Origin of the sequence: Kutzneria sp. 744 (assembly GCF_000568255.1) — a bacterium.
Taxonomy (GTDB): Bacteria; Actinomycetota; Actinomycetes; order Mycobacteriales; family Pseudonocardiaceae; genus Kutzneria.
This window is the reverse complement of sequence record NZ_KK037166.1, coordinates 6,015,346-6,037,698: the sequence shown is the minus strand read 5'-3', so window position 1 is coordinate 6,037,698 and position 22,353 is coordinate 6,015,346. Positions and strand designations below refer to the sequence as shown.

Annotated in this window: 21 protein-coding genes, 1 tRNA gene, 1 rRNA gene, 1 pseudogene and 1 other annotated feature (1 of these 25 only partly in view); of the genes and pseudogenes, 9 read left to right on the top strand and 15 right to left on the bottom strand. The window is 68.7% G+C overall.

What is annotated here, in order from left to right:
- The 3 genes from KUTG_RS55455 to dnaK all read right to left on the bottom strand — a co-directional run.
- Positions 1-195, bottom strand: a 195-nt coding sequence (locus KUTG_RS55455; RefSeq protein WP_157495629.1) for a DnaJ domain-containing protein, incomplete at its 3' end; no start/stop codon positions are given.
- Between the two features lie 27 nt (positions 196-222).
- Positions 223-816, bottom strand: a complete 594-nt coding sequence (gene grpE, locus KUTG_RS27310; protein WP_043720745.1) for a nucleotide exchange factor GrpE — start codon at positions 814-816, stop codon at positions 223-225.
- Positions 813-2,660 carry a molecular chaperone DnaK gene (gene dnaK, locus KUTG_RS27305; RefSeq protein ID WP_043720741.1) on the bottom strand — a complete coding sequence of 616 codons (1,848 nt, stop codon included), beginning with the start codon at positions 2,658-2,660 and terminating at the stop codon, positions 813-815. Before dnaK ends, grpE begins: the two co-directional genes overlap by 4 nt.
- Positions 2,661-2,892: 232 nt before the next feature.
- Here dnaK and KUTG_RS27300 point away from each other — a divergent pair.
- Positions 2,893-5,100 (top strand): annotated as a pseudogene (locus tag KUTG_RS27300) ((Fe-S)-binding protein).
- A 181-nt stretch (positions 5,101-5,281) separates the two neighbouring features.
- On the opposite strand, the gene KUTG_RS61700 reads toward KUTG_RS27300, so the two are convergent.
- Positions 5,282-6,274, bottom strand: a complete 993-nt coding sequence (locus tag KUTG_RS61700; RefSeq protein ID WP_043720739.1) for an LPXTG cell wall anchor domain-containing protein — start codon at positions 6,272-6,274, stop codon at positions 5,282-5,284.
- A gap of 176 nt (positions 6,275-6,450) precedes the next feature.
- On the opposite strand from KUTG_RS61700, the gene KUTG_RS27290 reads away from it, so the two are divergent.
- A complete protein-coding gene (locus KUTG_RS27290; RefSeq protein WP_043720738.1) occupies positions 6,451-7,434 on the top strand; it encodes a cation diffusion facilitator family transporter in 984 nt (327 codons plus the stop codon).
- A gap of 1 nt (position 7,435) precedes the next feature.
- On the opposite strand, the gene dcd is transcribed toward KUTG_RS27290, so the two are convergent.
- Positions 7,436-8,017: a dCTP deaminase gene (dcd, locus tag KUTG_RS27285; RefSeq protein ID WP_043730805.1), complete on the bottom strand. Its 582-nt coding sequence runs from the start codon at positions 8,015-8,017 to the stop codon at positions 7,436-7,438.
- 69 nt (positions 8,018-8,086) lie between these two features.
- On the opposite strand from dcd, the gene KUTG_RS27280 reads away from it, so the two are divergent.
- Positions 8,087-8,157 (top strand) — tRNA-Gly (locus KUTG_RS27280).
- A 378-nt stretch (positions 8,158-8,535) separates the two neighbouring features.
- Here the strand turns inward: KUTG_RS27280 and KUTG_RS27275 are convergent.
- Positions 8,536-9,417, bottom strand: a complete 882-nt coding sequence (locus KUTG_RS27275; RefSeq protein WP_052395475.1) for a LysR family transcriptional regulator — start codon at positions 9,415-9,417, stop codon at positions 8,536-8,538.
- 127 nt (positions 9,418-9,544) lie between these two features.
- Here KUTG_RS27275 and KUTG_RS27270 point away from each other — a divergent pair, with 127 nt between their 5' ends.
- Entirely contained in the window at positions 9,545-10,153 is a 609-nt protein-coding gene (locus KUTG_RS27270; RefSeq protein ID WP_043720735.1) for an ester cyclase, read from the top strand.
- A gap of 48 nt (positions 10,154-10,201) precedes the next feature.
- Here the strand turns inward: KUTG_RS27270 and KUTG_RS27265 are convergent, their stop codons facing one another.
- The 5 genes from KUTG_RS27265 to KUTG_RS27245 form a co-directional block, all read right to left on the bottom strand.
- Positions 10,202-11,437 (bottom strand): alpha/beta hydrolase family protein, encoded by a 1,236-nt coding sequence (locus tag KUTG_RS27265; protein ID WP_052395474.1) that lies wholly within the window; start codon positions 11,435-11,437, stop codon positions 10,202-10,204.
- Between the two features lie 92 nt (positions 11,438-11,529).
- Positions 11,530-12,099 (bottom strand): ArsR/SmtB family transcription factor, encoded by a 570-nt coding sequence (locus KUTG_RS27260; RefSeq protein ID WP_043720734.1) that lies wholly within the window; start codon positions 12,097-12,099, stop codon positions 11,530-11,532.
- A gap of 50 nt (positions 12,100-12,149) precedes the next feature.
- A complete protein-coding gene (locus KUTG_RS27255) occupies positions 12,150-12,509 on the bottom strand; it encodes a VOC family protein (protein WP_255361037.1) in 360 nt (119 codons plus the stop codon).
- 193 nt (positions 12,510-12,702) lie between these two features.
- Complete coding sequence (locus KUTG_RS27250; protein WP_043730800.1) at positions 12,703-13,437, bottom strand: VOC family protein; 735 nt, start codon at positions 13,435-13,437, stop codon at positions 12,703-12,705.
- A gap of 33 nt (positions 13,438-13,470) precedes the next feature.
- Positions 13,471-14,847 carry a sugar porter family MFS transporter gene (locus tag KUTG_RS27245; RefSeq protein WP_232240972.1) on the bottom strand — a complete coding sequence of 459 codons (1,377 nt, stop codon included), beginning with the start codon at positions 14,845-14,847 and terminating at the stop codon, positions 13,471-13,473.
- A 281-nt stretch (positions 14,848-15,128) separates the two neighbouring features.
- On the opposite strand from KUTG_RS27245, the gene KUTG_RS27240 reads away from it, so the two are divergent.
- The 4 genes from KUTG_RS27240 to KUTG_RS27225 all read left to right on the top strand — a co-directional run bounded on the left by KUTG_RS27240 (position 15,129) and on the right by KUTG_RS27225 (position 18,871).
- On the top strand, positions 15,129-15,830 hold the full coding sequence (locus KUTG_RS27240) for a response regulator transcription factor (RefSeq protein WP_043720729.1): 702 nt from the start codon (positions 15,129-15,131) through the stop codon (positions 15,828-15,830).
- A 10-nt stretch (positions 15,831-15,840) separates the two neighbouring features.
- Entirely contained in the window at positions 15,841-16,470 is a 630-nt protein-coding gene (locus KUTG_RS27235; RefSeq protein WP_043720726.1) for a LysE family translocator, read from the top strand.
- A gap of 89 nt (positions 16,471-16,559) precedes the next feature.
- Positions 16,560-18,395: an acyl-CoA dehydrogenase gene (locus KUTG_RS27230; RefSeq protein ID WP_043720723.1), complete on the top strand. Its 1,836-nt coding sequence runs from the start codon at positions 16,560-16,562 to the stop codon at positions 18,393-18,395.
- Between the two features lie 140 nt (positions 18,396-18,535).
- Positions 18,536-18,871 (top strand): PLDc N-terminal domain-containing protein, encoded by a 336-nt coding sequence (locus tag KUTG_RS27225; RefSeq protein WP_043720721.1) that lies wholly within the window; start codon positions 18,536-18,538, stop codon positions 18,869-18,871.
- Here the strand turns inward: KUTG_RS27225 and KUTG_RS27220 are convergent.
- Entirely contained in the window at positions 18,868-19,188 is a 321-nt protein-coding gene (locus KUTG_RS27220; RefSeq protein ID WP_043720720.1) for a GroES family chaperonin, read from the bottom strand. The two genes, KUTG_RS27225 and KUTG_RS27220, sit on opposite strands and share 4 nt — an antisense overlap.
- A 9-nt stretch (positions 19,189-19,197) precedes the next feature.
- Complete coding sequence (locus KUTG_RS27215) at positions 19,198-21,108, bottom strand: NHL domain-containing thioredoxin family protein (protein ID WP_084579839.1); 1,911 nt, start codon at positions 21,106-21,108, stop codon at positions 19,198-19,200.
- Positions 21,109-21,264: 156 nt separating this feature from the next.
- Between KUTG_RS27215 and KUTG_RS59010 the strand changes: the two genes are divergently transcribed.
- Positions 21,265-21,420 (top strand): hypothetical protein, encoded by a 156-nt coding sequence (locus KUTG_RS59010; RefSeq protein ID WP_157494795.1) that lies wholly within the window; start codon positions 21,265-21,267, stop codon positions 21,418-21,420.
- Positions 21,421-21,498: 78 nt separating this feature from the next.
- On the opposite strand, the gene KUTG_RS27210 is transcribed toward KUTG_RS59010, so the two are convergent.
- The gene (locus KUTG_RS27210) at positions 21,499-21,873 is read right to left on the bottom strand and encodes a hypothetical protein (RefSeq protein ID WP_157494794.1); all 375 of its coding nucleotides are present in this window, start codon (positions 21,871-21,873) and stop codon (positions 21,499-21,501) included.
- Positions 21,874-21,955: 82 nt separating this feature from the next.
- Positions 21,956-22,072 (bottom strand): 5S ribosomal RNA (gene rrf, locus KUTG_RS27205).
- Positions 22,073-22,176: 104 nt separating this feature from the next.
- Positions 22,177-22,353, bottom strand: a sequence feature (mutual gap in cmsearch alignment for this rRNA model is longer than 100); it runs 2,276 nt beyond the window's last position.

Below are 22,353 nucleotides of genomic sequence, written 5' to 3'. Positions count from 1 at the left end.
CGCGTCCGACAGCACGCCGTAGGCCTGCGAGACCGACTTGAAGCGGGCCTCGGCCTTGGCGTCGCCGGGGTTGGCGTCGGGGTGCAGCTCCCGGGCCAGCTTCCGGTACGCCTTCTTGATCTCGTCGGCCGAGGCGTCGGAGGAGACGCCCAGGTCGCCGTAGAAATCCTTGTCGATCCAGTCCCGTGCGCTCACCGGGCGTCCCTCCCTTCCGTGTGGTTCCTACTCAGCGGTCGCGGGCTCATGGTCGGTGACCGCCACGAGCGCCGGCCGCAACAGGCGCTCGCCGAACCGGTAGCCGCGCCGGAGCACGGCCGTCACGGTCGGGCCGGTCACCTCGGCCGAGGTGTTGTGCTGCACCGCCTCGTGCACCGAGGGGTCGAACTCCTCGCCCTCGTGGCCGAACGACTCCAGGCCGGTCGCCTGGAGCACCGCCACCAGCTTGTCGCTGACCGACTTGAACGCGCCGGTCAGATCGCCGTGCGCGCCCGCCCGCTCCACGTCGTCGAGCACGCCCAGCAGCTCGTTGACGACCTGTCCCTTGGCGGCCAGCGCGTTGACCTCGCGGTCCCGCTCCACCCGCTTGCGGTAGTTGGCGAACTCGGCCTGCAGACGCTGGAGGTCCGCGGTCCGCTCGTCCAGCTGCGCCTTGAGCTCCGCGGCCGGGTCGGCCACGGGCTCCTCGGCGGCGTGCCGGCCGGGAGACTCGGTCTCCTCGGCCAGCTCGCCCGGCTCCACGTCGCGGAGCTGGCCCGTCTCCGGGTCGATCCGTCGGCGGTCGTTCACGACCACCGGCTGCTCCTGGTTTTCGCTCACTTCTTCGGGTCCTCGTCCACGATCTCGGCGTCCACCACGTCATCGGCCTGCGGGCCGGCCTGCGCGCCCGGGGCGTCGCCCGCGGCCGCGCCCTCGGCGCCCGGCGCGTTGGCGTACATCGCGGAGCCCAGCGCCTGGGACTCGGTGGCCAGCTTCTCCACCGCGGACTTGATCGTCCCGAGGTCGGTGCCCTTGAGGGCCTCCTGGGCCTCGACGATGGCCGCCTGCACCTTCTCCTTGGTGTCGGCCGGCAGCTTGTCGTCGTTGTCCTTGATGAACTTCTCGGTGCTGTAGACCAAGGTCTCCGCCTGGTTGCGGGTCTCGGCCTCCTCGCGGCGGCGCTTGTCCTCCTCCGCGTGCTCCTCGGCGTCCTTGATCATGCGGTCGATGTCGTCCTTGGGCAGCGCCGAGCCGCCGGTGATCGTCATCGACTGCTCCTTGCCCGTGCCGAGGTCCTTGGCCTGGACGTGCACGATGCCGTTGGCGTCGATGTCGAAGGTGACCTCGATCTGCGGCACGCCACGCGGGGCCGGCGGCAGGCCGGTCAGCTCGAACATGCCGAGCTTCTTGTTCTGGGCCGCGATCTCGCGCTCGCCCTGGAACACCTGGATCTGCACGGACGGCTGGTTGTCGTCGGCCGTGGTGAAGATCTCGGACCGCTTGGTCGGGATCGTGGTGTTGCGCTCGATGAGCTTGGTCATGATGCCGCCCTTGGTCTCGATGCCCAGGGACAGCGGGGTGACGTCGAGCAGCAGGACGTCCTTGACCTCGCCCTTCAGCACACCGGCCTGCAGCGCGGCGCCGACGGCGACGACCTCGTCCGGGTTGACGCCCTTGTTCGGCTCGCGGCCGCCGGTCAGCTCCTTGACCAGCTCGGTCACGGCCGGCATGCGGGTGGAACCGCCGACGAGCACCACGTGGTCGATGTCGGCGATCTTGACGCCGGCGTCCTTGATCACGTGGTTGAACGGCGCGCGGCACCGGTCGAGCAGGTCGGAGGTGATCCGCTGGAACTCGGCGCGGGTCAGCGTCTCGTCCAGGAACAGCGGGTTCTTGTCGCTGTCCACGGTGATGTAGGGCAGGTTGATGCTGGCGGTCGAGGAGGAGGACAGCTCGATCTTGGCCTTCTCCGCGGCCTCCCGGATCCGCTGCAGCGCCATCTTGTCCTTGGTCAGGTCGATGCCGCTGCTGGTCTTGAACTTCTCCACCAGCCAGTCGACGATGCGCTGGTCCCAGTCGTCGCCGCCGAGGTGGTTGTCGCCGGAGGTCGCACGGACCTCGACCACGCCGTCGCCCAGCTCCAGCAGCGAGACGTCGAAGGTGCCGCCACCGAGGTCGAAGACCAGGATGGTCTGCTCCTTCTCGCCCTTGTCCAGGCCGTAGGCCAGGGCGGCGGAGGTGGGCTCGTTGACGATGCGGAGCACGTTGAGCCCCGCGATCTGGCCGGCCTCCTTGGTGGCCTGCCGCTGCGCGTCCTCGAAGTAGGCCGGGACGGTGATCACCGCGTCGGTGATCTCCTCGCCCAGGTACGCCTCCGCGTCGCGCTTGAGCTTCATCAGCACACGCGCGGAGATCTCCTGCGCGGTGTAGGCCTTGCCGTCGATCTCCTGCGTCCACGACGTGCCGATGTGTCGCTTGACCGAACGGATGGTCCGGTCCACGTTGGTGACGGCCTGGTTCTTCGCCGGCTGTCCCGTCAGCACCTCGCCGTTCTTGGCGAAGGCGACGATGGACGGGGTGGTACGCGAACCCTCGGAGTTGGCGATCACCGTCGGCTCACCGCCCTCAAGGACGGCGACGACGGAGTTGGTCGTCCCCAGGTCGATGCCGACCGCACGCGCCATTGAACTGCCTCCCGATACTGGTGCACCGCTGCCGGTTGAGCAGCGTCGACTCAAGTTTGCCAGGTGGACCGGAGTTGAGTCCAGTCCGCTCAAGCTTCCTGCTCGTCCAACGCGAGAGCCCGGGCCTGTGTTCCCGGAGTGGTGCGAGCCACGCCACGTCAAGTAGTTACTGACCAGTAACTTCGATTAGGCTTCCCGGACGACTTGTCCGTAACGGAAGGGCGAGGGAGCAATGGGTGCTCTGCAGATCACGCTCGGTGTGATCGGTGTTGCCGTCAGCCTCGTCGCGTGGGGCATGTTCGCCGCGGCCGTGCTGCGCCAGGTGCGCACCATCCGGCTCGGCCAGCCCGACCCCACCCGCAACGGCCCGTTCCTGCCCAGGATGGCGACCCTGGTCAAGGAGTTCGCCGCGCACACCAGGATGGCCAAGGTGCGCACCGTCGCGCCGTGGCACTGGCTGGTCATGTGGGGCTTCCTGATCGGCTCGCTCGTGCTGTTCGAGGCCTACGGCGAGGTCTTCGTGCCGGCCTGGCACTGGCCGGTCATCGGCGACTGGGCGGTGTGGAACTTCGTCACCGAGGTCCTCGGCGTCGGCACCGTGGTCGGCGGCGTGGCGCTGGCGGTCATCCGCCAGCTCAACCACCCGCGCCGGGCCGACCGGCTGTCCCGGTTCGCCGGCTCCAACTTCAAGCAGGCCTACTTCGTCGAGGCCGTCGTCATCATCGAGGGCCTCGGCATTCTCGGCGTGAAGGTGTTCAAGGAGGCCAGCGGGCTGGAGAACCAGCCGCTGTGGGCCAACTTCGTCACCGCGCCGCTCGGCCACCTGCTGCCGGCCGACCCGGACCTGGTCTCCGTGATGGCGATCATCAAGCTGCTGTCCGGCATGATCTGGCTCGCCGTCGTGTCGAAGAACCTGACGATGGGCGTGGCCTGGCACCGGTTCAGCGCCTTCTTCAACATCTACTTCAAGCGCGAGGACGACGGCGCCGTGGCGCTGGGGGCGCTGCGGCCGATGATGAGCGGCGGCAAGCCGCTGGACTTCGAGGAGGCCGACCCGGAGAAGGACGTCTTCGGCGCGGTTCCAGATCGAGGACTTCAGCTGGAAGGGCTGGCTGGACTTCAGCACCTGCACCGAGTGCGGCCGCTGCCAGTCCCAGTTGCCCGGTCCTGGAACACCGGCAAGCCGTTGTCCCCCAAGCTGCTCATCACCCAGCTGCGTGACCACGCCTACGCCAAGGCCCCGTACCTGATGGCCGGCGGCCGCAAGGACATGGCCGGCGACGAGATCGGCATCGTCGGCGACGACGCCGAGGCCCGGCTGGCCAAGATCGACGTGCTGGCCCTGGTCGAGTCCGGCCGGCCGCTGATCGGCGGGGCCGAGGAGATGGGCGTCATCGACCCCGACGTGCTGTGGTCGTGCACCAGCTGCGGCGCCTGCGTCGAGCAGTGCCCGGTCGACATCGAGCACGTCGACCACATCGTCGACATGCGGCGCTACCAGGTGCTCATCGAGTCGAACTTCCCCACCGAGCTGGGCGGGATGTTCAAGAACCTGGAGAACAAGGGCAATCCCTGGGGCCAGAACGGCAAGGACCGGTTGGCCTGGACCGAAGGTCTGCCGTTCGAGGTGCCGGTGTTCGACGGCGAGCTCGCGGCCGACGTCGAGTACCTGTTCTGGGTCGGCTGCGCCGGCGCGTTCGAGGACCGGGCGAAGAAGACCACGCAGGCCGTGGCCGAGCTGCTGCACAACGCCGACGTGAGGTTCACCGTGCTGGGCCCGGAGGAGACCTGCACCGGCGACCCGGCGCGGCGGGCCGGCAACGAGTTCCTGTTCCAGATGCTCGCGCAGCAGAACGTCGAGGTGCTCAACACCGTCTTCGAGGGCCGCGAGCCCGGCAAGCGCAAGATCGTCGTCACCTGCGCGCACTGCTTCAACACCCTGGCCAACGAGTACCCGCAGCTGGGCGGGACGTTCGAGGTCGTGCACCACACGCAGCTGCTCAACAAGCTGGTGCGGGAGAAGCGGCTGGTGCCGGTCGCACCGATCGCCGAGGACGTCACCTACCACGACCCGTGCTACCTGGGTCGGCACAACAAGGTCTACGACGCGCCGCGTGAGCTCGTCGGGGCCACCGGGGCCGAACTGCGGGAGATGCCCCGGCACGGCGACCGCTCCATGTGCTGCGGCGCCGGCGGCGCGCGCATGTGGATGGAGGAGCGGATCGGCAAGCGCATCAACGTCGAGCGCGTGGACGAGGCCCTCGGCACCGCACCGACGAAGATCGCCACCGGCTGCCCGTTCTGCCGGGTCATGCTCAGCGACGGCCTGACCGCCCGCAAGTCCGAGCAGGCCGCCGCCGAGCACGTCGAGGTCGTGGACGTGGCCCAGCTCCTGCTCGCGGCCGTGAAGCGCGGTGGGGAACAGCCCGCGAACGTCTAGTTCTGGCACGGAAAGGGGCAACCAGGCCCAACTTTTATATGTGTTGGATTGTTGGACAATAACTGTTAAACGATCGGGCAATAGCCTCTTGACCAGGGGCTCCCCGACCCTCGGGTCTGGCAATGCTAGCACTGCTAGCTTCAGGGAGCCGCGCCATCCGGCGCCGCCCCTTTTTGGTTTGTCAGGCCCGGCGGCGGCGGGCGAACAGCACCGTGCCGACGCCGGCCGCCAGCAGCACCAGGCCGCCGATCAGCGGCCAGGTCGGGTCGGCGCCCGTGTTGGCCAGCGCCTTGACCTCCGGCGACTTGGCGACGACCGGCTGCGGCTTGGGGTTGGGCGCGGGGCTGGTCGGCTGTGTCGCGACCGGCGTCGAGGTCGGCGTGGTCGACGTCTCGGCCGTCTTCAGCGGCGCCGACGACTTGTCGTTGGCCCCGTCGACGTCGCTGGCCCGGTCGATCAGGTCAGCGGTCACCACGCCGTCGATCGGCTTGGTCACCTTGCCGCTGACCTCACGGATCCGGGTCTCGTTCGGCTCGATGGCCCGCAGGAACCGGATGTCCATGCCCGTCGTGCCCACCGGGTCGGCCCAGGAGCTCACGCCGTTGAACGGGGCCAACGTCACGCCTTCGGGGAAGACCACCCGCACGCCGACGTACGAGGGGAACGCGTTGTTGTCGATGGCGATCTCGTAGACCACGTCGTCGCCCACGTGCACCGGGCCGGTCTGCTTGGGCGTGATCTTCACGCCCGCGTCGTTCCTGGTCGGCATGTAGCCCACGTCGATGTTGTCGAGCAGGCCCTGGACCGGTGCCTCGTTCGTCTGCAGCCAGCCGTTGTTCCAGTCGAAGTCGGAGTTGGTCCCGGCGGGGCCCTGGCTCGGCCGGGTCAGCACGAACCGGCCGTCCTCGATGCTGCGGCCGGCCTGGATCGGCGGCGACCCGGCGCCGTCGGGCGAGGACGGCATCTCGAGCTTGTAGCGGCCGTTGGCGTCGGTCGTGGCGCTGCCGATCTTGATGCCCGGCAGCAACGGCTCGCTCGACTGGCGGATGCCGTCGCCGTTCAGGTCCTTCCAGGCGACACCCGACACGGTGTACGACTGCGAAGAGGCGTGCGCGGTGGCGACGGACAGTAGCGGCAGACCGACGGCAAGAGCCGCCACGGCGAAGCGCTTCATCGGAAATTTCCCCCCTGCGGTGGTGTCTCAGATATTCTCAAGACGTCACAGTGGTTGCCCTGGTTGCCTTGCCCCGCAACGGAAATCGTCTGTCCATCATCGACTGTTCAGGTGAACGTCACAGGACGCGCCAAGTTGTCGCCCGGTTGCGTCCCGACTCGGTTACGGTAATTCCCGTGGCGGATGAAGGAAGTGGCGAAAGCACACTCACCGTGTTGGTGGCGCTCGGCATCAACATCGGGATCGCCCTGATGAAGGCCGTGGCCGGCGTGCTCAGCGGCTCCGCCGCCATGCTGGCCGAGGCCGGGCACTCCGTGGCCGACTCGATCACCGAGGCCCTGCTGCTCACCGCGCTGCGCCGGTCCGAGCGGCCCGCCGACCGCAAGCACCCCTTCGGCTACGGCAAGGAGCGCTACTTCTGGTCGCTGCTGGCCGCCGTGTCGATCTTCACCTCCGGCGCCGTGTTCGCCCTCATCCAGGGCTACGACGCCCTGGTCGGCGGCAACACCGAGGAGGGCAACCCGACCGTCGCCTACATCGTGCTGGCGTTGGGCTTCGTGCTGGAGTCCGTGTCGCTGTCCCGCGCCGTCGTGCAGATCCGCAAGGAGGCCGCCGGGGACGGCACGTCGATCATGAAGTACCTGCGGGACATCGACGACCCCACCGCCAAGACCGTGTTCTTCGAGGACGCCGCCGCGCTCATCGGCCTCGTGCTGGCCTTCCTCGGCCTGCTGCTGCACCAGCTCACCGGCTCCGTCGTCTACGACGGCGTCGCGTCCCTGCTCATCGCCGTCCTGTTGGCCGGCTGCGCCTACGTGCTGGGCCGCACCAACCGGGGCCTGCTCATCGGCCGCCAGGCCGACGTCGCCTTGGTCCGCACCCTCCGGGCCCGGCTCGCCGCCGCCCCCGAGGTCGAGGTCGTCGTCGACCTGCTCACCATGCTCACCGGCACCAGCCGGGTGCTGCTCTGCGCCCGCCTCGACTTCGACGACAACCTCGGTGCCGCCGACCTCGAACGCGCCTGCGTCCGCATCGCCGCCGAGCTCAACGCCGAGTTCCCCTCCCTCGACGAGATCTTCCTCGAACCCGTGCCCCGGGAGGACCAGAGCCTCCGCGCCCGGGTCCTCGCCCGCTACGGGCAGGAGTTCGTCGCCGAGTAGCTCAGCGCTTCGTGTCCGTGCGCTGGAAGTTCAGGTACGCCCTCGACGGCGTCGGGCCCCGCTGGCCCTGATACCTCGAACCCGCCTGCTTCGAGCCGTACGGGTGCTCCGCCGGGCTCTCCAGCCGGAACAGGCACAGCTGGCCGATCTTCATGCCCGGCCACAGCGTGATCGGCAGGTTCGAGACGTTGGACAGCTCCAGCGTGATGTGCCCCTCGAAGCCCGGGTCGATGAACCCCGCCGTCGAGTGCGTCAGCAGACCCAGCCGGCCCAGCGAGCTCTTGCCCTCCAGCCGCCCCGCCAGGTCGTCCGGCAGGCTCACCCGCTCGAACGTCGACCCCAGCACGAACTCCCCCGGGTGCAGCACGAAGGGCTCGTCCCCCTCCGTCTCCACCAGCGTCGTCAGCTCGTCCTGCTGACGGCTCGGGTCGATGTGCGTGTACCTGGTGTTGTTGAACACCCGGAAGTACCGGTCCAGACGCACATCGATGCTCGACGGCTGAACAAGATCCACATCCAGCGGCTCCAACACCAGCCGTCCGGCGTCGATCTCTTTGCGCAGGTCCCGGTCACTCAGCAGCACCCCGACACCATAGCCGCCCACCCACACGCTGGACGCCCCCGCCGCATCGTGTAAGCTACGGACGATCATGCGGGTGTAGTTCAATGGTAGAATGACAGCTTCCCAAGCTGTAAACGCGGGTTCGATTCCCGTCACCCGCTCGGGCTGAGGGCTCCGTGTGCGCGGAAAGCGCGCACCGTGGAGCCCTCGCTGTTTTTCTGGGGCTCGCGCCCCAGACCCCCGGGCAGGGCGGGCTTCGCCCCCCTGCACCCCCCACGCCGCTGTAAAGGTTCCCTCGGGTGAGGGCTGCTGTGTTTGGCCGGTGCGCTGGGTATTTGCTTGCCGCACCCGGTTTCGCCTCAGCCCTCGCTTTCTCGAATCACTCTCGCTTCTGCCACGTCACCGCGCCCTTGCGTCGGCGTGCTTACTTCCGCCACCTCAGCCCTCGCTTTCTCCACCTCACTCCGGTCCTTGCGTCGGGATGTCCACGTCCTCAACCTCACCCTCGCTTGTTCCACCTCACCCCTGCTTCCTTTCCCTCACCTTGTGCCGGGGGTGGCCAGGAGGGCGTCGAAGAGGGTTTTGAGGTGGGGGCGGGACTGGCGGCCGCGGCGGGTGGCGAGGTAGACGGGGTTGAGGACAGGGGTGGAAGGGCGGTGGAGGAGGGCGAGGCGGCCGGAAGCGAGGGCGGGGCGGGCATGGTGGAGGGGGATCACGGACAGCAGGGTGCTGGCGGCCACGTAGGTGATGATCGAGGTCATGTCGGGCATGGTGACGGCGGCGGGTGGGGCGGGGAGGTCCCAGCAGGAGCGGAAGTAGCGGCGGAACATGGGCATTTCCTCGGAATAGCCGATGAAAAGGCGGCGGGGGAGGTCGGAGGGGTGAAAAGGGGGCTGGTCGGGGCGGCCGACGAGGACGAACTCCTCGTCGAACCAGTGGCGTAGGTGCAGGCGGGAGCGGGGGGTGCCCTCGATCTTGGTGATGACGGCGATGTCGAGGCGGTCGTCGAGCAGGGCGGCGACGAGGTCGTCGGAGAGGCCGATGCGGTGGCGCAGGCAGATGCCCTGGTCGGCGAGGGGGCCGAGGACGGCGGCGATGTGGTGGTCGAACTGCGAGCCGGGGGAGCCGAGGAAAACGGGGCCGGCGTCGACGGCGTCGGCGCGGCGGCCGTCGATGACGAGGTCCAGCACGTCGAGGTGGGGGGCGACCTCGGCGGCGAGGGCGTGGCCGGCTTCGGTGGGGGCGATGCCCCGGCCGGCGCGGGCGAACAGGGGGCGGCCGGTGAAGGTCTCGACGGCACGCAGGTGATGCGACACGGCGGGCTGTGACAAGCCCAACTGCTCGGCGGCACGGGCGACGCCGCCGGTGCGGTACACGGCGAGGAACGAACGGAGTGCGACCAGCTCCTGGGCGGTGGACACGGCACCAGCTTATCGGTCGCGAACATGCCATAAACGTGGCGAATGAATGGGGTGACGGAGTGTCATGGCCCCGGCGTGGGCGGCGGTCGTTTCATGGGCGCGTCAAAGAACGACTGAGGAGGAGCCCATGCTCGACCGCCGCACTCTCATCGGCCGGGGCGGAGCGGCCGTGTTCGGCGCGCTGACCCTGTCCGCCGTCGCCGACGGCACAGCCACGGCCACCGACACCGGCACGCACCCGCACCTGATGCCCGACCCGGCCTCGACCCCGGTGCCGAACCCGCCGTTCGCCAGCAACCTGACCGCGCAGGAGCGGGAGCACCTGAAGAAGTTCGACGAACTGGACTTCGTGGTGTTCTCCCAGGCCGACTGGGCGCGGCTGCACGAGAGCCACGCCCGCACGATCCGCGTGCACTGGCCCGACGGCCACTACACGGACGGCATCGACAAGCACATCGCCGACCTGGCCGCGATGTTCGTGTGGGCGCCGGACACGCACATCAACAGCCACCCGCTGCGCATCGCCAAGGACAACCTGACCGCGGTCACCGGGGTCATGAAGGGCACGTTCAGCCGCCCCATGCCCGACGGCAAGGGCGGCTTCATCGCGCCGACGGGCCGCTCCTACTCCATCAACATGGCCACGGTGGGACTGTGGAACCGCCAGGGCACGATGGACGAAGAGTTTCTGTTCTGGGACAACACGAACTTCTACCAGCAGATCGGTCTGGGCTGATCGCGGCGCGGGAGCAGCCCCGGCGAAGAGGGCTGCTCCCGACACGACTCACGGTGTCAGCAGGCCCCACGAGATGACCCAAGGCGCGAACAACACCGTGGTGAGCAACGGAATGGCCTGCCTCCGGCTCGGTCGACGACGACGCCACAACACCACGGCGGCGGCGAGGACAGCGACGGCGAGCAGCTGAAGGACCAGCCAGATGACGGGCCGGCCAAGGAAAACCGGACCTGGCGTAAGACCGCCGGTGCTCATGAGTGAACCAAGGTAGGCCACGACCCCGAGGCACAGCAGAGAGCCGCCGGCGAAGACCCAACGGGCGACGCAGGCCCGGGTCGGGGCCAAGAGGCTGAGCCCGAAGCCCAACAGCAGCAACACAAGGGCGAGAGCCTGCACGAAAGCGGTGCGGTACCAAGGAATCGAGACCGGTGCGCTCTGGAACTGCTGCGACGGCAAGGGATCGGCAGTCGATGTGGAGGGCTGGGCGTTGATCCACGAGATGATCAGGTCCAGATAGCCCGGCGGGAAAGCACCGTCGGCGGTGCGGACACTATGGCCGACGCCGGGAATGACCCGAAGGGTGTGCGTGTCGGTCAGGGACGCGGCGAAGGCGGACATGCTCTCGCCGGGGGCGGTGGAGCCGTCGTCGGCGCCGAAGATGCCGAGCAAGGGCTGTCGCACCTTGCGAAGGGTCGCCGCGGCGTCGTGGGAGGCCTCGCCGAAGAGTCCGCCGCTGACGGCGACGTCGGTGAAGTCCTCGCAGAGCGGCCCGAGGAATCGGTCCTGGACGCCGGCCCGGCTGAGGTAGGTCCGGTTGCTCCACACCTGGGTCCGAGCCGGCGGCAGCCCGCTCCCCGCGACGGTGACGACAAACGCGACGGACGACGACAGGGTGGCCGCCAGCGGCGCGACCCAACCGCCTTCGCTGTAGCCCCAGACGCCGACCCGGGCGGGATCGACGTCCGGCCGGGCCCGAAGCAGCCGCACGCCGGCGAGGGCGTCTCCGGCGAGATCGGCGAAGGACCGGTTGAACGGCGTGTAGCCGACGATCCGCTTCTGGTAGATCAACGTGACGATCCCGGCCCGGGCAAAGGCTTCCGCCTCGGGCAGGTAGGCGTCGACGCCGCGTGGACCGGCGCCCTGGATGAGCACGACGGCCGGTCGAGGACCGGGGAATCCGACGGGCGTGATGACTTTGGCCGGCAGCGACACGTCGCCGTTGTGCACGACGAGGGTCGAGGCGGCGACCGCGACGGCGGCCAGCAGTTTGCCTAAGGGCAGCACTGAGTGCTCTCCTTGCTTCGGAGGTTGTGAGGACTACGGCTTCCGTTTCTGGGGCGTCGAGTGGCCGCTCGGCGCCCCAGGCTTTTACGACGTCAGGGCATCTCCTCCCTGGTGGGCGCGGGAAAGGCGAGGAACCGGGTGAGCACGGTCCGCGCGCCGGCGGCCGCTTCCCCGGGGTCACGGGAGTAGCGCCGCAGCAGCGCCAGGTAGTCCTCGAAGAAGGACTTCAGCTCGTCGAGGTCGACGAGGATGGAGCCGCGCGAGAACGGCATAGCGTCGGCCCATTCGCCGAGTTGGTCGCGCGCGGCCTGAAACCGACGGAACTCCTCGACGTCGGCCGCGATCCACTGCCCCAGCAGTTCTTCCGCCACAGTCCGCGTCTCGGGGTCCTGGGCGCTGCGGGCGCCGAGCCGGAGGTCGTGCGGCACGTGCCGCCACCACCGTTCCCGGCCGTGCGCCCGCTCCGGCACCTCCTCGACGAAGCCGTGTTCGGCCAGCACCCGCAGGTTGTAGCTGGTTCCGCCGCTGGTGACGCCGAGCTCCCGGGCGAGCGTGGTCGACGTGGCCGGCCCGTGCCGGGACAGCTGCTCAAGGATGCGCTGCCGCAACGGGTTCGCCAGCGCCTTGAGGGCGCCGAGGTCGGCCGGGCGGGGTTCGGGCATGCCACCACGCTACGCGTGCACGAAAAGTCATGCACGAAAAGTCATGCAAGTTAGACGAACTGGGTCAGCGACAGGGTGTTGCCGTCGGGGTCGCGGAACCAGGCGATCTGATCGCCGTTCGGAGTGGTCCAGACCCCGAGGGAGTCCTGGGGCATGCCGTCGTAGCGGGTGAACTCCACGCCGCGGGAGGCGAAGTCGGCGATGGTGACGCGGATGTCGGGAACGGACCAGCCGAGGATCGTGAAGGGCTGCGGCGCCAACGCGTCCACCTTGGTCACACGGAGCATGACGGGGCCGGCCCGGAAGACAGCGGCGAAAGGATTGGTCTCGACGTGCTCAAGGCCGAGCACGGAGCCGTAGAAGTCGACGGCACGGGCGAGGTCCGTGGCGGGGGCGGGGGCGAAGGCGATGAGGTCCAGAGGAGGTCACCGTCCCGGCTCGACGATCAGAACTGAACGACGAGCCGGCAGGTGAGCGCGACTCGGCGGATGGCTCGTCCTGCGTCGGGGGGCGTCCGCAGGACGAGGTCTCCACACGTGCGCGGATCGCCGCGCGATCAGCACGGTACGCAGGCCCGGCGGCAGTCCGCAGAGTCGTAAGGCCCTAATCCCCCGTTCGGATGGACGTCGCCGCCGGGCGGAGCACACAGAACTGGTTCCCCTCGGGGTCGGCGAGCACCGTCCACGGCACGTCGCCCTGCCCGATGTCGGCCGGCACGGCGCCGGCGGCGAGCAGGCGGGCGACGTCGGAGCCCTGGTCGTCACCGGGCCGCGGCCGGACGTCGAGGTGCACACGGTTCTTGGCGGCCCGGGTGGCGGGGCTGTGGACGAACTCCAGCGAGGCGCCGGTCTCCCCGGGCAACGACGCCCAGTCGGGACCGGAGCGGGTCACCGTCCGGCCGGTCGCCTCGGCCCAGAACCGGGCCTGGGCAAGGGAATCATGGGCGGCGACGACAACGGCGGCGACGGGCCCGATGCCGCTGTACTCGTCGCGGTACTCCAGCACGCAGAACTCGTTGCCCTCGGGATCGGTCAGCACCACCCACGGCACTTCCGGACCCTGGCCGATGTCGGCGTGCTCGGCGCCGAGCAGCAGCAGCCGCGCGACGATGGCGGCGTGGTCGTCGGCGGACTGGCTGGCCAGGTCCAGGTGCACCCGGTTCTGCTCGACCTTGGGCTCGGCCACCGGCACGAAAACGAGGTCGAAGCCGGGCAGGCCGACGTCGACCTCGTTCTCGTCGTGATAGCTGATCGGGACGCCGAGCGCGGCCGACCAGAAGCCCGCGAGTGCGAGCGGGTCGGCCGCGTCGACGACCACGTTGTCCAGTCGGGTAGCCATGTCCAGCACGCTACCGACGGGGTCCGACAGAAATCAGACGTTCACGCGATCGCGCAGTTCCAGCTCGATCTGCTCCAGCGTGCGGCCCTTGGTCTCCGGCACGAACTTCGTCACCAGCAGCACCAGGATGATGCAGACCGCCGCGAAGATCCACGCCGCGCCGGCCAGGCCGAGGTTGCCGTACATCACCGGGAACACGAAGGTGATGGTGAACGTCGCCGCCCACAGCACGACACTGGCGGTGCCGGTGCCGATGCCGCGGACCCGCAGCGGGAACACCTCGCCGATCATGACCCACACCACCGCGCCCCAGCCGAGCTCGTAGCCGGCCAGGAACAGGATGAGCAGCACCAGGGTGATCGGTCCGATGACGTTGGTGTCCTTGATCAGGGACACACACAGCCCGAGCACGATCAGAGTGCCGGCCATCAGCGCGCCGCCGACCTGGAGCAGCGGACGGCGACCCCACTTGTCGACCACGAACATCTCGGCCACCGTGAACAGCACCTTCACGACGCCGAGCGCGACAGCGGCCAGCAGGGCCGCGGACGCGCCGTAGCCCAGGTTGCTGAACATGATCGGGGCGTAGGTGTTGACCGCGTTGACGCCGGAGAACTGCTGGCCGACGGCCAGGATCAGGGCCACGACGAGGGCCGGCCGGGCCCACTTGGCCGTCAGGTCCTTGAACGTGCCCTTGGCCTGCTCGCCGTCGAGCCGGATGATCTCCTTGATCTCGTCGAACTCCGCGTCGACGCCCTGGCCCTGCAGCGTGCTGGCGAGCACCTCGCGGGCCTCGGTGTCGCGGCCGTTCTTGAGCAGCCAGCGCGGCGACTCCGGCATCCGGAGCATGCCGACGAGCAGGATCACCGCCGGGATGATCGCCGCGGCGATCATGGCCCGCCAGTTGGCCGAGTCGGCCAGGATGTCGTCCACGATGTACGCGATCAGGATGCCGCTGACGATCATCAGCTGGTTCAGCGAGCCGAGCATGCCGCGGACCTTGCCCGGGGCGAGCTCGGCCAGGTAGGTCGGCACCGTCGCGGACGACGCGCCGACCGCGATGCCGACGATGAACCGGAACGCCACCAGCGTCTCGAACGTCGGCGCGAAGGTGCAGCCGATGGTGCCGACCGCGAACACGCTGGCCGCGACGATGATCGTCTTACGCCGGCCGAGCGAGTCGGCCAGCTTGATCACCAGCAGCGCGCCGATGATCGCGCCGGCCGCCAGCGCGCCGTTGACGAAGCCCTGCTGGACCGGGCTGAGGTTCCAGATCTTCTTGATGAACAGCAGAACACCTGAGATGACGCCCAGGTCGTAGCCGAACAGGATGCCGCCGAGGGCACCGAAGAAGAACAGCGTTCCTCTGTTGATGTTCCGCCGTGCTGGCAGACCCTCCGTTTGCGTCACGCCAGATCGCCTCGTTTCTCTGCGCCGACCCGTGCGCGAGTCGGTCCGTGCGGAAGTCCGCGATCCGGCGGCGGTCGGACCCGGCATCCACTCAGGATGTGTGACGTAGGTCCTACGTGCGTATTTCGGCGCGGGGAACCCTTCCGGGGGGATTGAGTCACATTTGTGACTGACTTTCAGATAGGTGAACATCACGCGCCGACGTCCCCCACTTGGGGGATAAAACCGCTGCTCCGTGCGCCGGTCACGTCAGGCGTGCGTGTGGCCCTCGTCCCGTCGACATGACCGCACCACGCATCGCTGGCCAGCGGACCGCCCCTTCGCAGCGGCGACGCCAGGCCACGATCGGCGTCGCCCTGCTCGACCAGGTCCCACTGTTCCGCGAGGGCCTGTCGACGCTGGTCAACCGCACGCCCGGCCTGCACTGGAGCGGCGCCGCCCGTGATCACCGCACGGCCGTCCAGCTGCACGAGCGCCATCGCCCGGACGTGCTGCTCGTCGACTCGGCCCTGGACCCGCTCGGGCACTTCACGCGGCTGCTGACCGAGCAGGACGAGGCCCTGGTGGTGCTGATGGTGCTGCGGGACGCGCACTGCACGGCGGAGTGCGCCCAGCGGGTGTTCCGCCGGGGCGCCCGCGGCGTCGTGCCGAGGCAGGCCGAGCCGGCCGAGGTCCTCCAGGCCATCCACCACACGCCGATCAGCCGCCGCTACGTCGACCCGACGCTGGCCCCGCTGCTAGCGGCGGCTGACGCCGACGGCCAGCCGGCGTCGTGCGGGCTCACCCGGCGCGAGTTCGAGGTGCTCCAGCTGATCGCCGACGGCCTGGAGAACCGGGCCATCGCGTCGGCACTGTTCGTGTCCGTGGAGACAGTCAGAACTCATATCAAGGGGATGCTGCGCAAGCTCGGGGCGCGTGATCGGGCACACGCCGTCGCCATCTCTTACCGAATCGGGTTGCTCGTGGCCGGCACGGACAGGTGAACTAGGGGCCGTGATCTCCCTGGCCTTCGTCATCACCTGCCTGCTGATCATCATCGCCCCCGGACCCTCGCTGGCCGTGATGCTGACGCAGTCGCTGCGCTCCGGGCGCGCGGCCGGGCTGGCCACGGTCGCCGGCAACACCCTGGGCCTGGTGGTCTGGGCCACGGCGTCGGCGTTCGGCCTGACGGCGCTGGTGCGCACGTCGGAGATCGCGTTCGTGGTGCTGAAGGTCGCCGGCGCGGTCTACCTGTGCTGGTTGGGCATCCAGTCGCTGCTGCGCTCCCGCCGCGAGCCGGCGCGCCTGGCCGAGGCCGAGCAGACCGCCAAGCGCAGCCCGCTGGCCTCGCTGCGAGCCGGCTTCATGACCAATGTGACCAATCCCAAGGCCGCTGTGCTCTATCTCGCCCTGCTGCCGCAGTTCCTGCCGCCGGACGGCAACCCGCTGGTCGACACGTTCGTGCTCGCGGCCGTCCAGATGGCGCTGTCGGCCAGCTACTACACGCTCGTGGTGCTGGCGATCGGTCTGGCCCGACGGGTCCTCAGCCGCCCGCTCGTGCGGCGCTGGATGGACCGGGTCAGCGGACTCGTGCTGGTCGGTCTGGGTATTCGCATGGTCACCCTCAGTCGAGCGGCCCTTTGATGTGTCGCCACAACCGGGGGAAGACCCTTGCCGGTGTTACTGGCAGGTAATATCCTGTTGTTACCGGCTAGTAGGGGAGCAAGGAAGCCATGGGCCACTACAAGAGCAACGTGCGTGACCTGGAGTTCAACCTCTTCGAGGTGTTCAACGTCCAGGAGAGCCTCGGCACCGGGCCGTTCGAGCAGGCCGACGAGGACACGGCTCGTGGCGTGCTCAGCGAGCTGAACAACCTGGCGGTCGGGCCGCTGGCCGAGTCGTTCGCCGACGCCGACCGCAACCCGCCGGTCTTCGACCCCAAGACGCACTCGGCCACGCTGCCCGAGTCGTTCAAGAAGTCCTACAAGGCGCTGTGGGACGGCGAGTGGTACCGCCTGTCCCTGCCCGTCGAGCTGGGCGGCTTCGGCATCCCACCGTCGGTGCAGTGGGCCGCGGCCGAGCTCATCCTCGGTGCCAACCCGGCCGCCTTCATGTACATGGCCGGCGCCAGCTTCGCCGCGATCATGCACAAGAACGGCAACGCCGAGCAGAAGCGCTGGGCGCAGATCACCATCGACCGCGCCTGGGGCGCCACGATGGTGCTCACCGAGCCCGACGCCGGCTCCGACGTCGGCGTCGGCCGCACCAAGGCCGTGCTGCAGCCCGACGGCTCCTGGCACCTCGACGGCGTGAAGCGGTTCATCACGTCCGGCGACCAGGACATGACCGAGAACATCATGCACATGGTGCTGGCCCGCCCCGAGGGCCCCGGCATCGAGCCGCGGCCGGGCACCAAGGGCCTGAGCCTGTTCCTGGTGCCCAAGTTCCACTTCGACAGCGAGACCGGCGAGCTGGGCGAGCGCAACGGCGCCTTCGTCACCAACGTCGAGCACAAGATGGGCCTCAAGGTCTCCACGACGTGCGAGCTGACCTTCGGGCAGCACGGCGTGCCGGCCAAGGGCTGGCTGCTGGGCGACGTGCACGACGGCATCGCGCAGATGTTCCAGGTCATCGAGCACGCCCGGATGATGGTCGGCACCAAGGCCATCGCCACGCTGTCCACCGGCTACCTGAACGCCCTGGCCTACGCCAAGGAGCGCGTGCAGAGCGCCGACCTGACGCAGATGACCGACAAGACCGCGCCCCGCGTCACCATCACCCACCACCCGGACGTGCGCCGCAGCCTGATGCTGCAGAAGGCCTACGCCGAGGGCCTGCGCTCGGTGTACCTGTACACCGCGACCTTCCAGGACCAGATCCTGGCCGGCACCGGCGACGTGAAGCTGGCCGAGGGCATCAACGACCTGCTGCTGCCGATCGTCAAGGGCGTCGGCTCCGAGCGGGCCTACGAGCAGCTGGCCCAGTCGCTGCAGACCCTGGGCGGCTCGGGCTTCCTGCAGGACTACCCGATCGAGCAGTACATCCGCGACTCCAAGATCGACAGCCTGTACGAGGGCACGACCGCCATCCAGTCCCTGGACTTCTTCTTCCGCAAGATCATCCGGGACAAGGGCCAGGCGCTGGGCTTCATCAACAACGAGATCCAGAAGTTCCTGGACAACGAGGGCGGCAACGGCCGGCTCAAGGAGGAGCGGGCCGCGCTGGCCCAGGGCCTGCAGGACCTCCAGGGCATTCTCGGCACGATGATCGGCTACCTCACCTCCTCCCAGGAGGACGTGCGCAACGTCTACAAGGTCGGCCAGAACACCGTGCGGCTGCTGCTGTCCGCGGGCGACGTGCTCGTCGGCTGGCTGCTGCTGCGCCAGGCCGAGGTCGCCCTGGCCGCGCTGGGCGGCACTCCTTCGGCCAAGGACAAGGCGTTCTACGAGGGCAAGGTCGCGGTGGCGTCGTTCTTCGCCAAGACCGTGCTGCCGGAGCTGTCCTCGCGCCGCAAGATCGCCGAGACCACCGACAACTCGCTGATGGACGTGGACGAGTCCGCGTTCTGAGCCCGCCTCACCGCCGACACCGGCGGCGGTTCCTGCTTCACGCGGGGGCCGCCGCCGGTTTTTTCGTGACTCACGCCCGGAATGTCAGGGGGGCGTGCCAAGATGCGCGTCGTCCGGTTCTCTCAGGGGGAGTGATAGCGGTGCTCTACTTCGACGGCGCCGTCGGCGTGGCCATCTTCTGTCTGTGGATCTTCTGTCTGGTCGACGTGATCGTCAGCGACGAGTCGGTGACGCGCCACCTGCCCAAGATGCTGTGGCTGCTCGTCGTTCTTCTGCTGCCGCTGGTGGGCTCGATCCTGTGGCTGGCCGTGGGCAAGCCTCGCACGGCGACCTACCCGAGCCGCGGCACGTCCCGGTTCCCGGAGTACGACCGGCCGGGCCGGCACGTCGCCGGGAACCCCGACGACGACGCGGAGTTCCTGCGGCAGTGCCGGGAACGCGCGGAGGAGCAGCGCCGCAAGGGCCGGGAACTCTAGAGGTACAGCCCGGTGCCCTGCTCGGCCTGCTCGTTGGCGATGGCGTGGATGTCGCGCTCGCGCATCACCGTGTAGGTCTGGGCCTGCACCTCGACCTCCAGCTGGTCCTCCGGGTTGAACAGCACCCGGTCGCCCACCTTGACGTTGCGCACGTGCCCGCCGACGCCGAGGACGTCGCCCCAGGCGAGCCGCTTGGCGACCTGAGCGGTGGCCGGAATGACGATGCCGCCGCTGCTGCGGCGCTCACCGTCCTCCGGCGAGATCTTCACCAGCACCCGGTCGTGCAGCATCTGGATCTGGAGCTTGGAGTCGGCCACGGGCGAATTCTACGTCGTCTGGTCGTCGACCCCGCCCATGACCAGCGCCAGACGCCGCGGACCGCCCGTGCGGACGCGCACCGGCACGCCCCAGTCCTGCCGGGTCAGCCGGCACACCGGGTGCTCGACGCCCGGGCCGTCGTCGCAGCTGGCGGCCTGCGCGACGACGTGCAGGACACCCTCGGCGAAGCCCTCCGCGATGGTCAACTTCCTTGTCAGATCGGTGGATTCGCCCGCTCCCTGCACGATCAGCCCGGGCGGCGAGGAGGTGATCTCCAGGCGGGTGGACGGGCCGTAGCGGTCGTCCAGCTTCTGGCCGGGCGGCGGCGTGAAGACCACGGCCAGTTCGAGCTCGCCGGTGCCGATGTCCGACGGCGGCCGGCGCACCCGATGGGCGTCGCCGGCGACCAGCCGGGCCGAAACCCCCGGCGGCACCGGGCGTTCCAGGCGGTGTGCCGCGGAGGCGACGACCACCAGCTCACCGTCCACAATGGCCGCGCCGGACGGCTCGGCGACATCGGTGGCCAGCGTCGACACCTCGCCGGTTTCCGGTTCGTAGCGCCGAATCGCCGAGTTGTACGTGTCCGCGATGGCCACGCTGCCGTCGGGCAGCACCGCCACGCCGAGCGGATGTTGCAGCAGGGCCTGGTCGGCGGCGCCGTCGCGGTGGCCGAAGTCGAAAAGTCCTTGGCCCACAGCGGTGTGCACGTCGAAGTCGCTGTCGATCCAGCGCAGCGCCGATGTTTCCGAGTCGGCCAGCCACAGCTTGTCGCCGTCGGCCGCGAGGCCCGACGTCTGCGCGAAGAACGCCTCCAGCGCCGGCCCGTCCTTCAGACCCTCCACCGTCGTGCCGGCGAACCGCCTCACAGTCCCGGCGATCGGGTCGAACAGGCTCAGCGTGTGATTCCCTGACATGGCAACAACAACGCCGTTGGCCGGTGCCCACCAGGCCACGTCCCAGGGACTCGTCAGGTCGATCTTGTCCGCCGGCCCGCCGGTGTCGCCCATGCGCCACTGCTCGCCGGTGCCGGCGATCGTCGTGACATGGCCGGTGCTCAGGTTGATGCCGCGCAGTAGGTGGTTCACCGTGTCCGCGACCACGACGTCGTAGCCCACCCTCTCCGCAATGTCCTTGGGCAGCAAGGCAATCCCCGCCGGCTCCGCGAACGTCGCTTCGTCCGGGCCGCCGTCCTGCCGCCCGCGCTCGCCCGTGCCGATGCGCCTGACGACCGTCTCGCCGTCGGCCTCCAGCTCCACCACGCTGTGGTGCGCCGAGTCCGTCACGAGGAGCGTGTCCTGTGGCGTGACGGCGATCTTCGCCGGGAACCTCAGCTCCGTTTCCTGTTGCTGCGGCGGCACATACGGTCCGTCGCCCCTGCGAAGCGTGCCCTTCGCCTCATGCTCGTCGATCAGCTCCGCGATGATCCGCCGCAGCGCCTCCACGTGTCCTTCACCCGCCGCCACGTGCACCACGTAGCCCTCCGGGTCGACCAGGACCAGCGTCGGCCACGCCTTCACCGCGTAGTTCTGCCACGTCGTCAGCTGCGGGTCGTCCAGCACCGGGTGGTGCACCTCGTACCGCTCCACCGCCGCCTTCAACGCGTCCGGGTCCGCCTCGTGCACAAACTTCGGCGAGTGCACCCCGATCGTCACCAGCACATCCGCGAACTCCGCCTCCAGCGGCCGCAGCTCGTCCAGCACGTGCAGGCAGTTGATGCAGCAGAACGTCCAGAAGTCGAGCAGCGTGATTCGCCCCCGCAGCTCCGCCAGCGTGACGGCCTTCCCGCCGGTGTTCAGCCATCCACGCCCCACCAGCTCAGGGGCGCGGACCCGTGCACGACGCTTCGCAGTGGTCACACCCTGAGTCAACACCAGATCGCGGATCAGGTATTTCCCTGTCCACCTGGCGGAACCACCCATCCCGGTAGCGTTGTCCTGATGGACGACTCCTCGCAGGAACTCCTCCGCAAGGGTTCGACCGGGTGTACGTAGAGATCGAACGTTACAGCGGCCGTTGTCAGGGCTCGCCGACGTCCACTGGACGACGAGACGCTGGTCCTAGAAGGGGAGTAGTGGATGCTCTACTGCGCCTGGCTCGGCCGCTACCACGCCGGTGAGACGCCGGGGTCCCATCCCGGCGAGAACGGCGATGCTCGTTATGAGGAGTTGCAGGCCCTGGTGCAACCGCGGCGGGTCGCGCCCAGCAACACGCGTGTGCTCCAGGCCGAGTGACGCATCGCGTCCGACCTTGACAGTTACGTCCAGCCCGAAGGCCCCGACTATCTGGTCCGCTGGAGCGAGCCGGCGTGACTAGCGCACGGAGTGGGGGCCGAGGATCTCGGCGACGTAGGGAGCGACCCGGCGTTGGAGGCCGCGGTCGGCGGTGACGACGTAGATGGGGCGACCGCTGGTGGATTCGTCGGCGACCAGGTCGACGATGGCGTCGTCGCCGGAGTGGGGCGCCACGTGGACGTGGATGGTGTCGGAGCTGGTGACGGTGCGGGCCTTGCCTTCGACGACGAGGATCACGTCGATGGGGGAGCCGGTCTGGGGGAGTCCGGTGGCGGCGAGGCCGGCGAGGGAGTCACGCAGGCGGGTGGTGGCGCCGGCGCGGTCGCGCCACCAGCCGTCGGGCACGGATCCGACGACGTTGGCGGCGTCAATGACCAGCAGTGGCTTTGGCACGGGATGAAGGTACAACGTAAAAAGGCCCGATGCGGGTCGAGGAACCTTCAAGGCTCAACTCGACCCGCATCGGGCAAATTTTGTCCGGCGGCGTCCTACTCTCCCACACCCTCACGAGTGCAGTACCATCGGCGCTGGAGGGCTTAGCTTCCGGGTTCGGAATGGGACCGGGCGTTTCCCCTCCGCTAACACCACCGAAACACTATGAAAGAATCCCACAAACACCCACCCGCCATGCCGAAGCCCTACAAGTGATGCCTGATTGGTTCTCTCAGAACCACACAGTGGATGCGAAGCGTCTTTGTAAACAAGCCCTCGGCCTATTAGTACCAGTCAACTCCACCCCTTACAGGGCTTCCATCTCTGGCCTATCAACCCCATCGTCTATAGGAGGCCTTACCCTCTCAAGGAGGTAGGAGATCTCATCTTGGAACAAGCTTCCCGCTTAGATGCTTTCAGCGGTTATCTCTCCCGAACGTA

Bases quoted from the DNA above. Each gene is read 5' to 3' on its own strand.
- KUTG_RS61700 (WP_043720739.1), bottom strand. From the start codon at position 6,274: ATGAAGCGCTTCGCCGTGGCGGCTCTTGCCGTCGGTCTGCCGCTACTG.
- KUTG_RS27250 (WP_043730800.1), bottom strand. From the start codon at position 13,437: ATGGCTACCCGACTGGACAACGTGGTCGTCGACGCGGCCGACCCGCTC.
- KUTG_RS59010 (WP_157494795.1), top strand. From the start codon at position 21,265: ATGCTCTACTGCGCCTGGCTCGGCCGCTACCACGCCGGTGAGACGCCG.
- KUTG_RS27260 (WP_043720734.1), bottom strand. From the start codon at position 12,099: ATGCCCGAACCCCGCCCGGCCGACCTCGGCGCCCTCAAGGCGCTGGCG.
- KUTG_RS27240 (WP_043720729.1), top strand. From the start codon at position 15,129: ATGACCGCACCACGCATCGCTGGCCAGCGGACCGCCCCTTCGCAGCGG.
- dnaK (WP_043720741.1), bottom strand. From the start codon at position 2,660: ATGGCGCGTGCGGTCGGCATCGACCTGGGGACGACCAACTCCGTCGTC.
- KUTG_RS27215 (WP_084579839.1), bottom strand. From the start codon at position 21,108: ATGGGTGGTTCCGCCAGGTGGACAGGGAAATACCTGATCCGCGATCTG.
- KUTG_RS27230 (WP_043720723.1), top strand. From the start codon at position 16,560: ATGGGCCACTACAAGAGCAACGTGCGTGACCTGGAGTTCAACCTCTTC.
- KUTG_RS27270 (WP_043720735.1), top strand. From the start codon at position 9,545: ATGCTCGACCGCCGCACTCTCATCGGCCGGGGCGGAGCGGCCGTGTTC.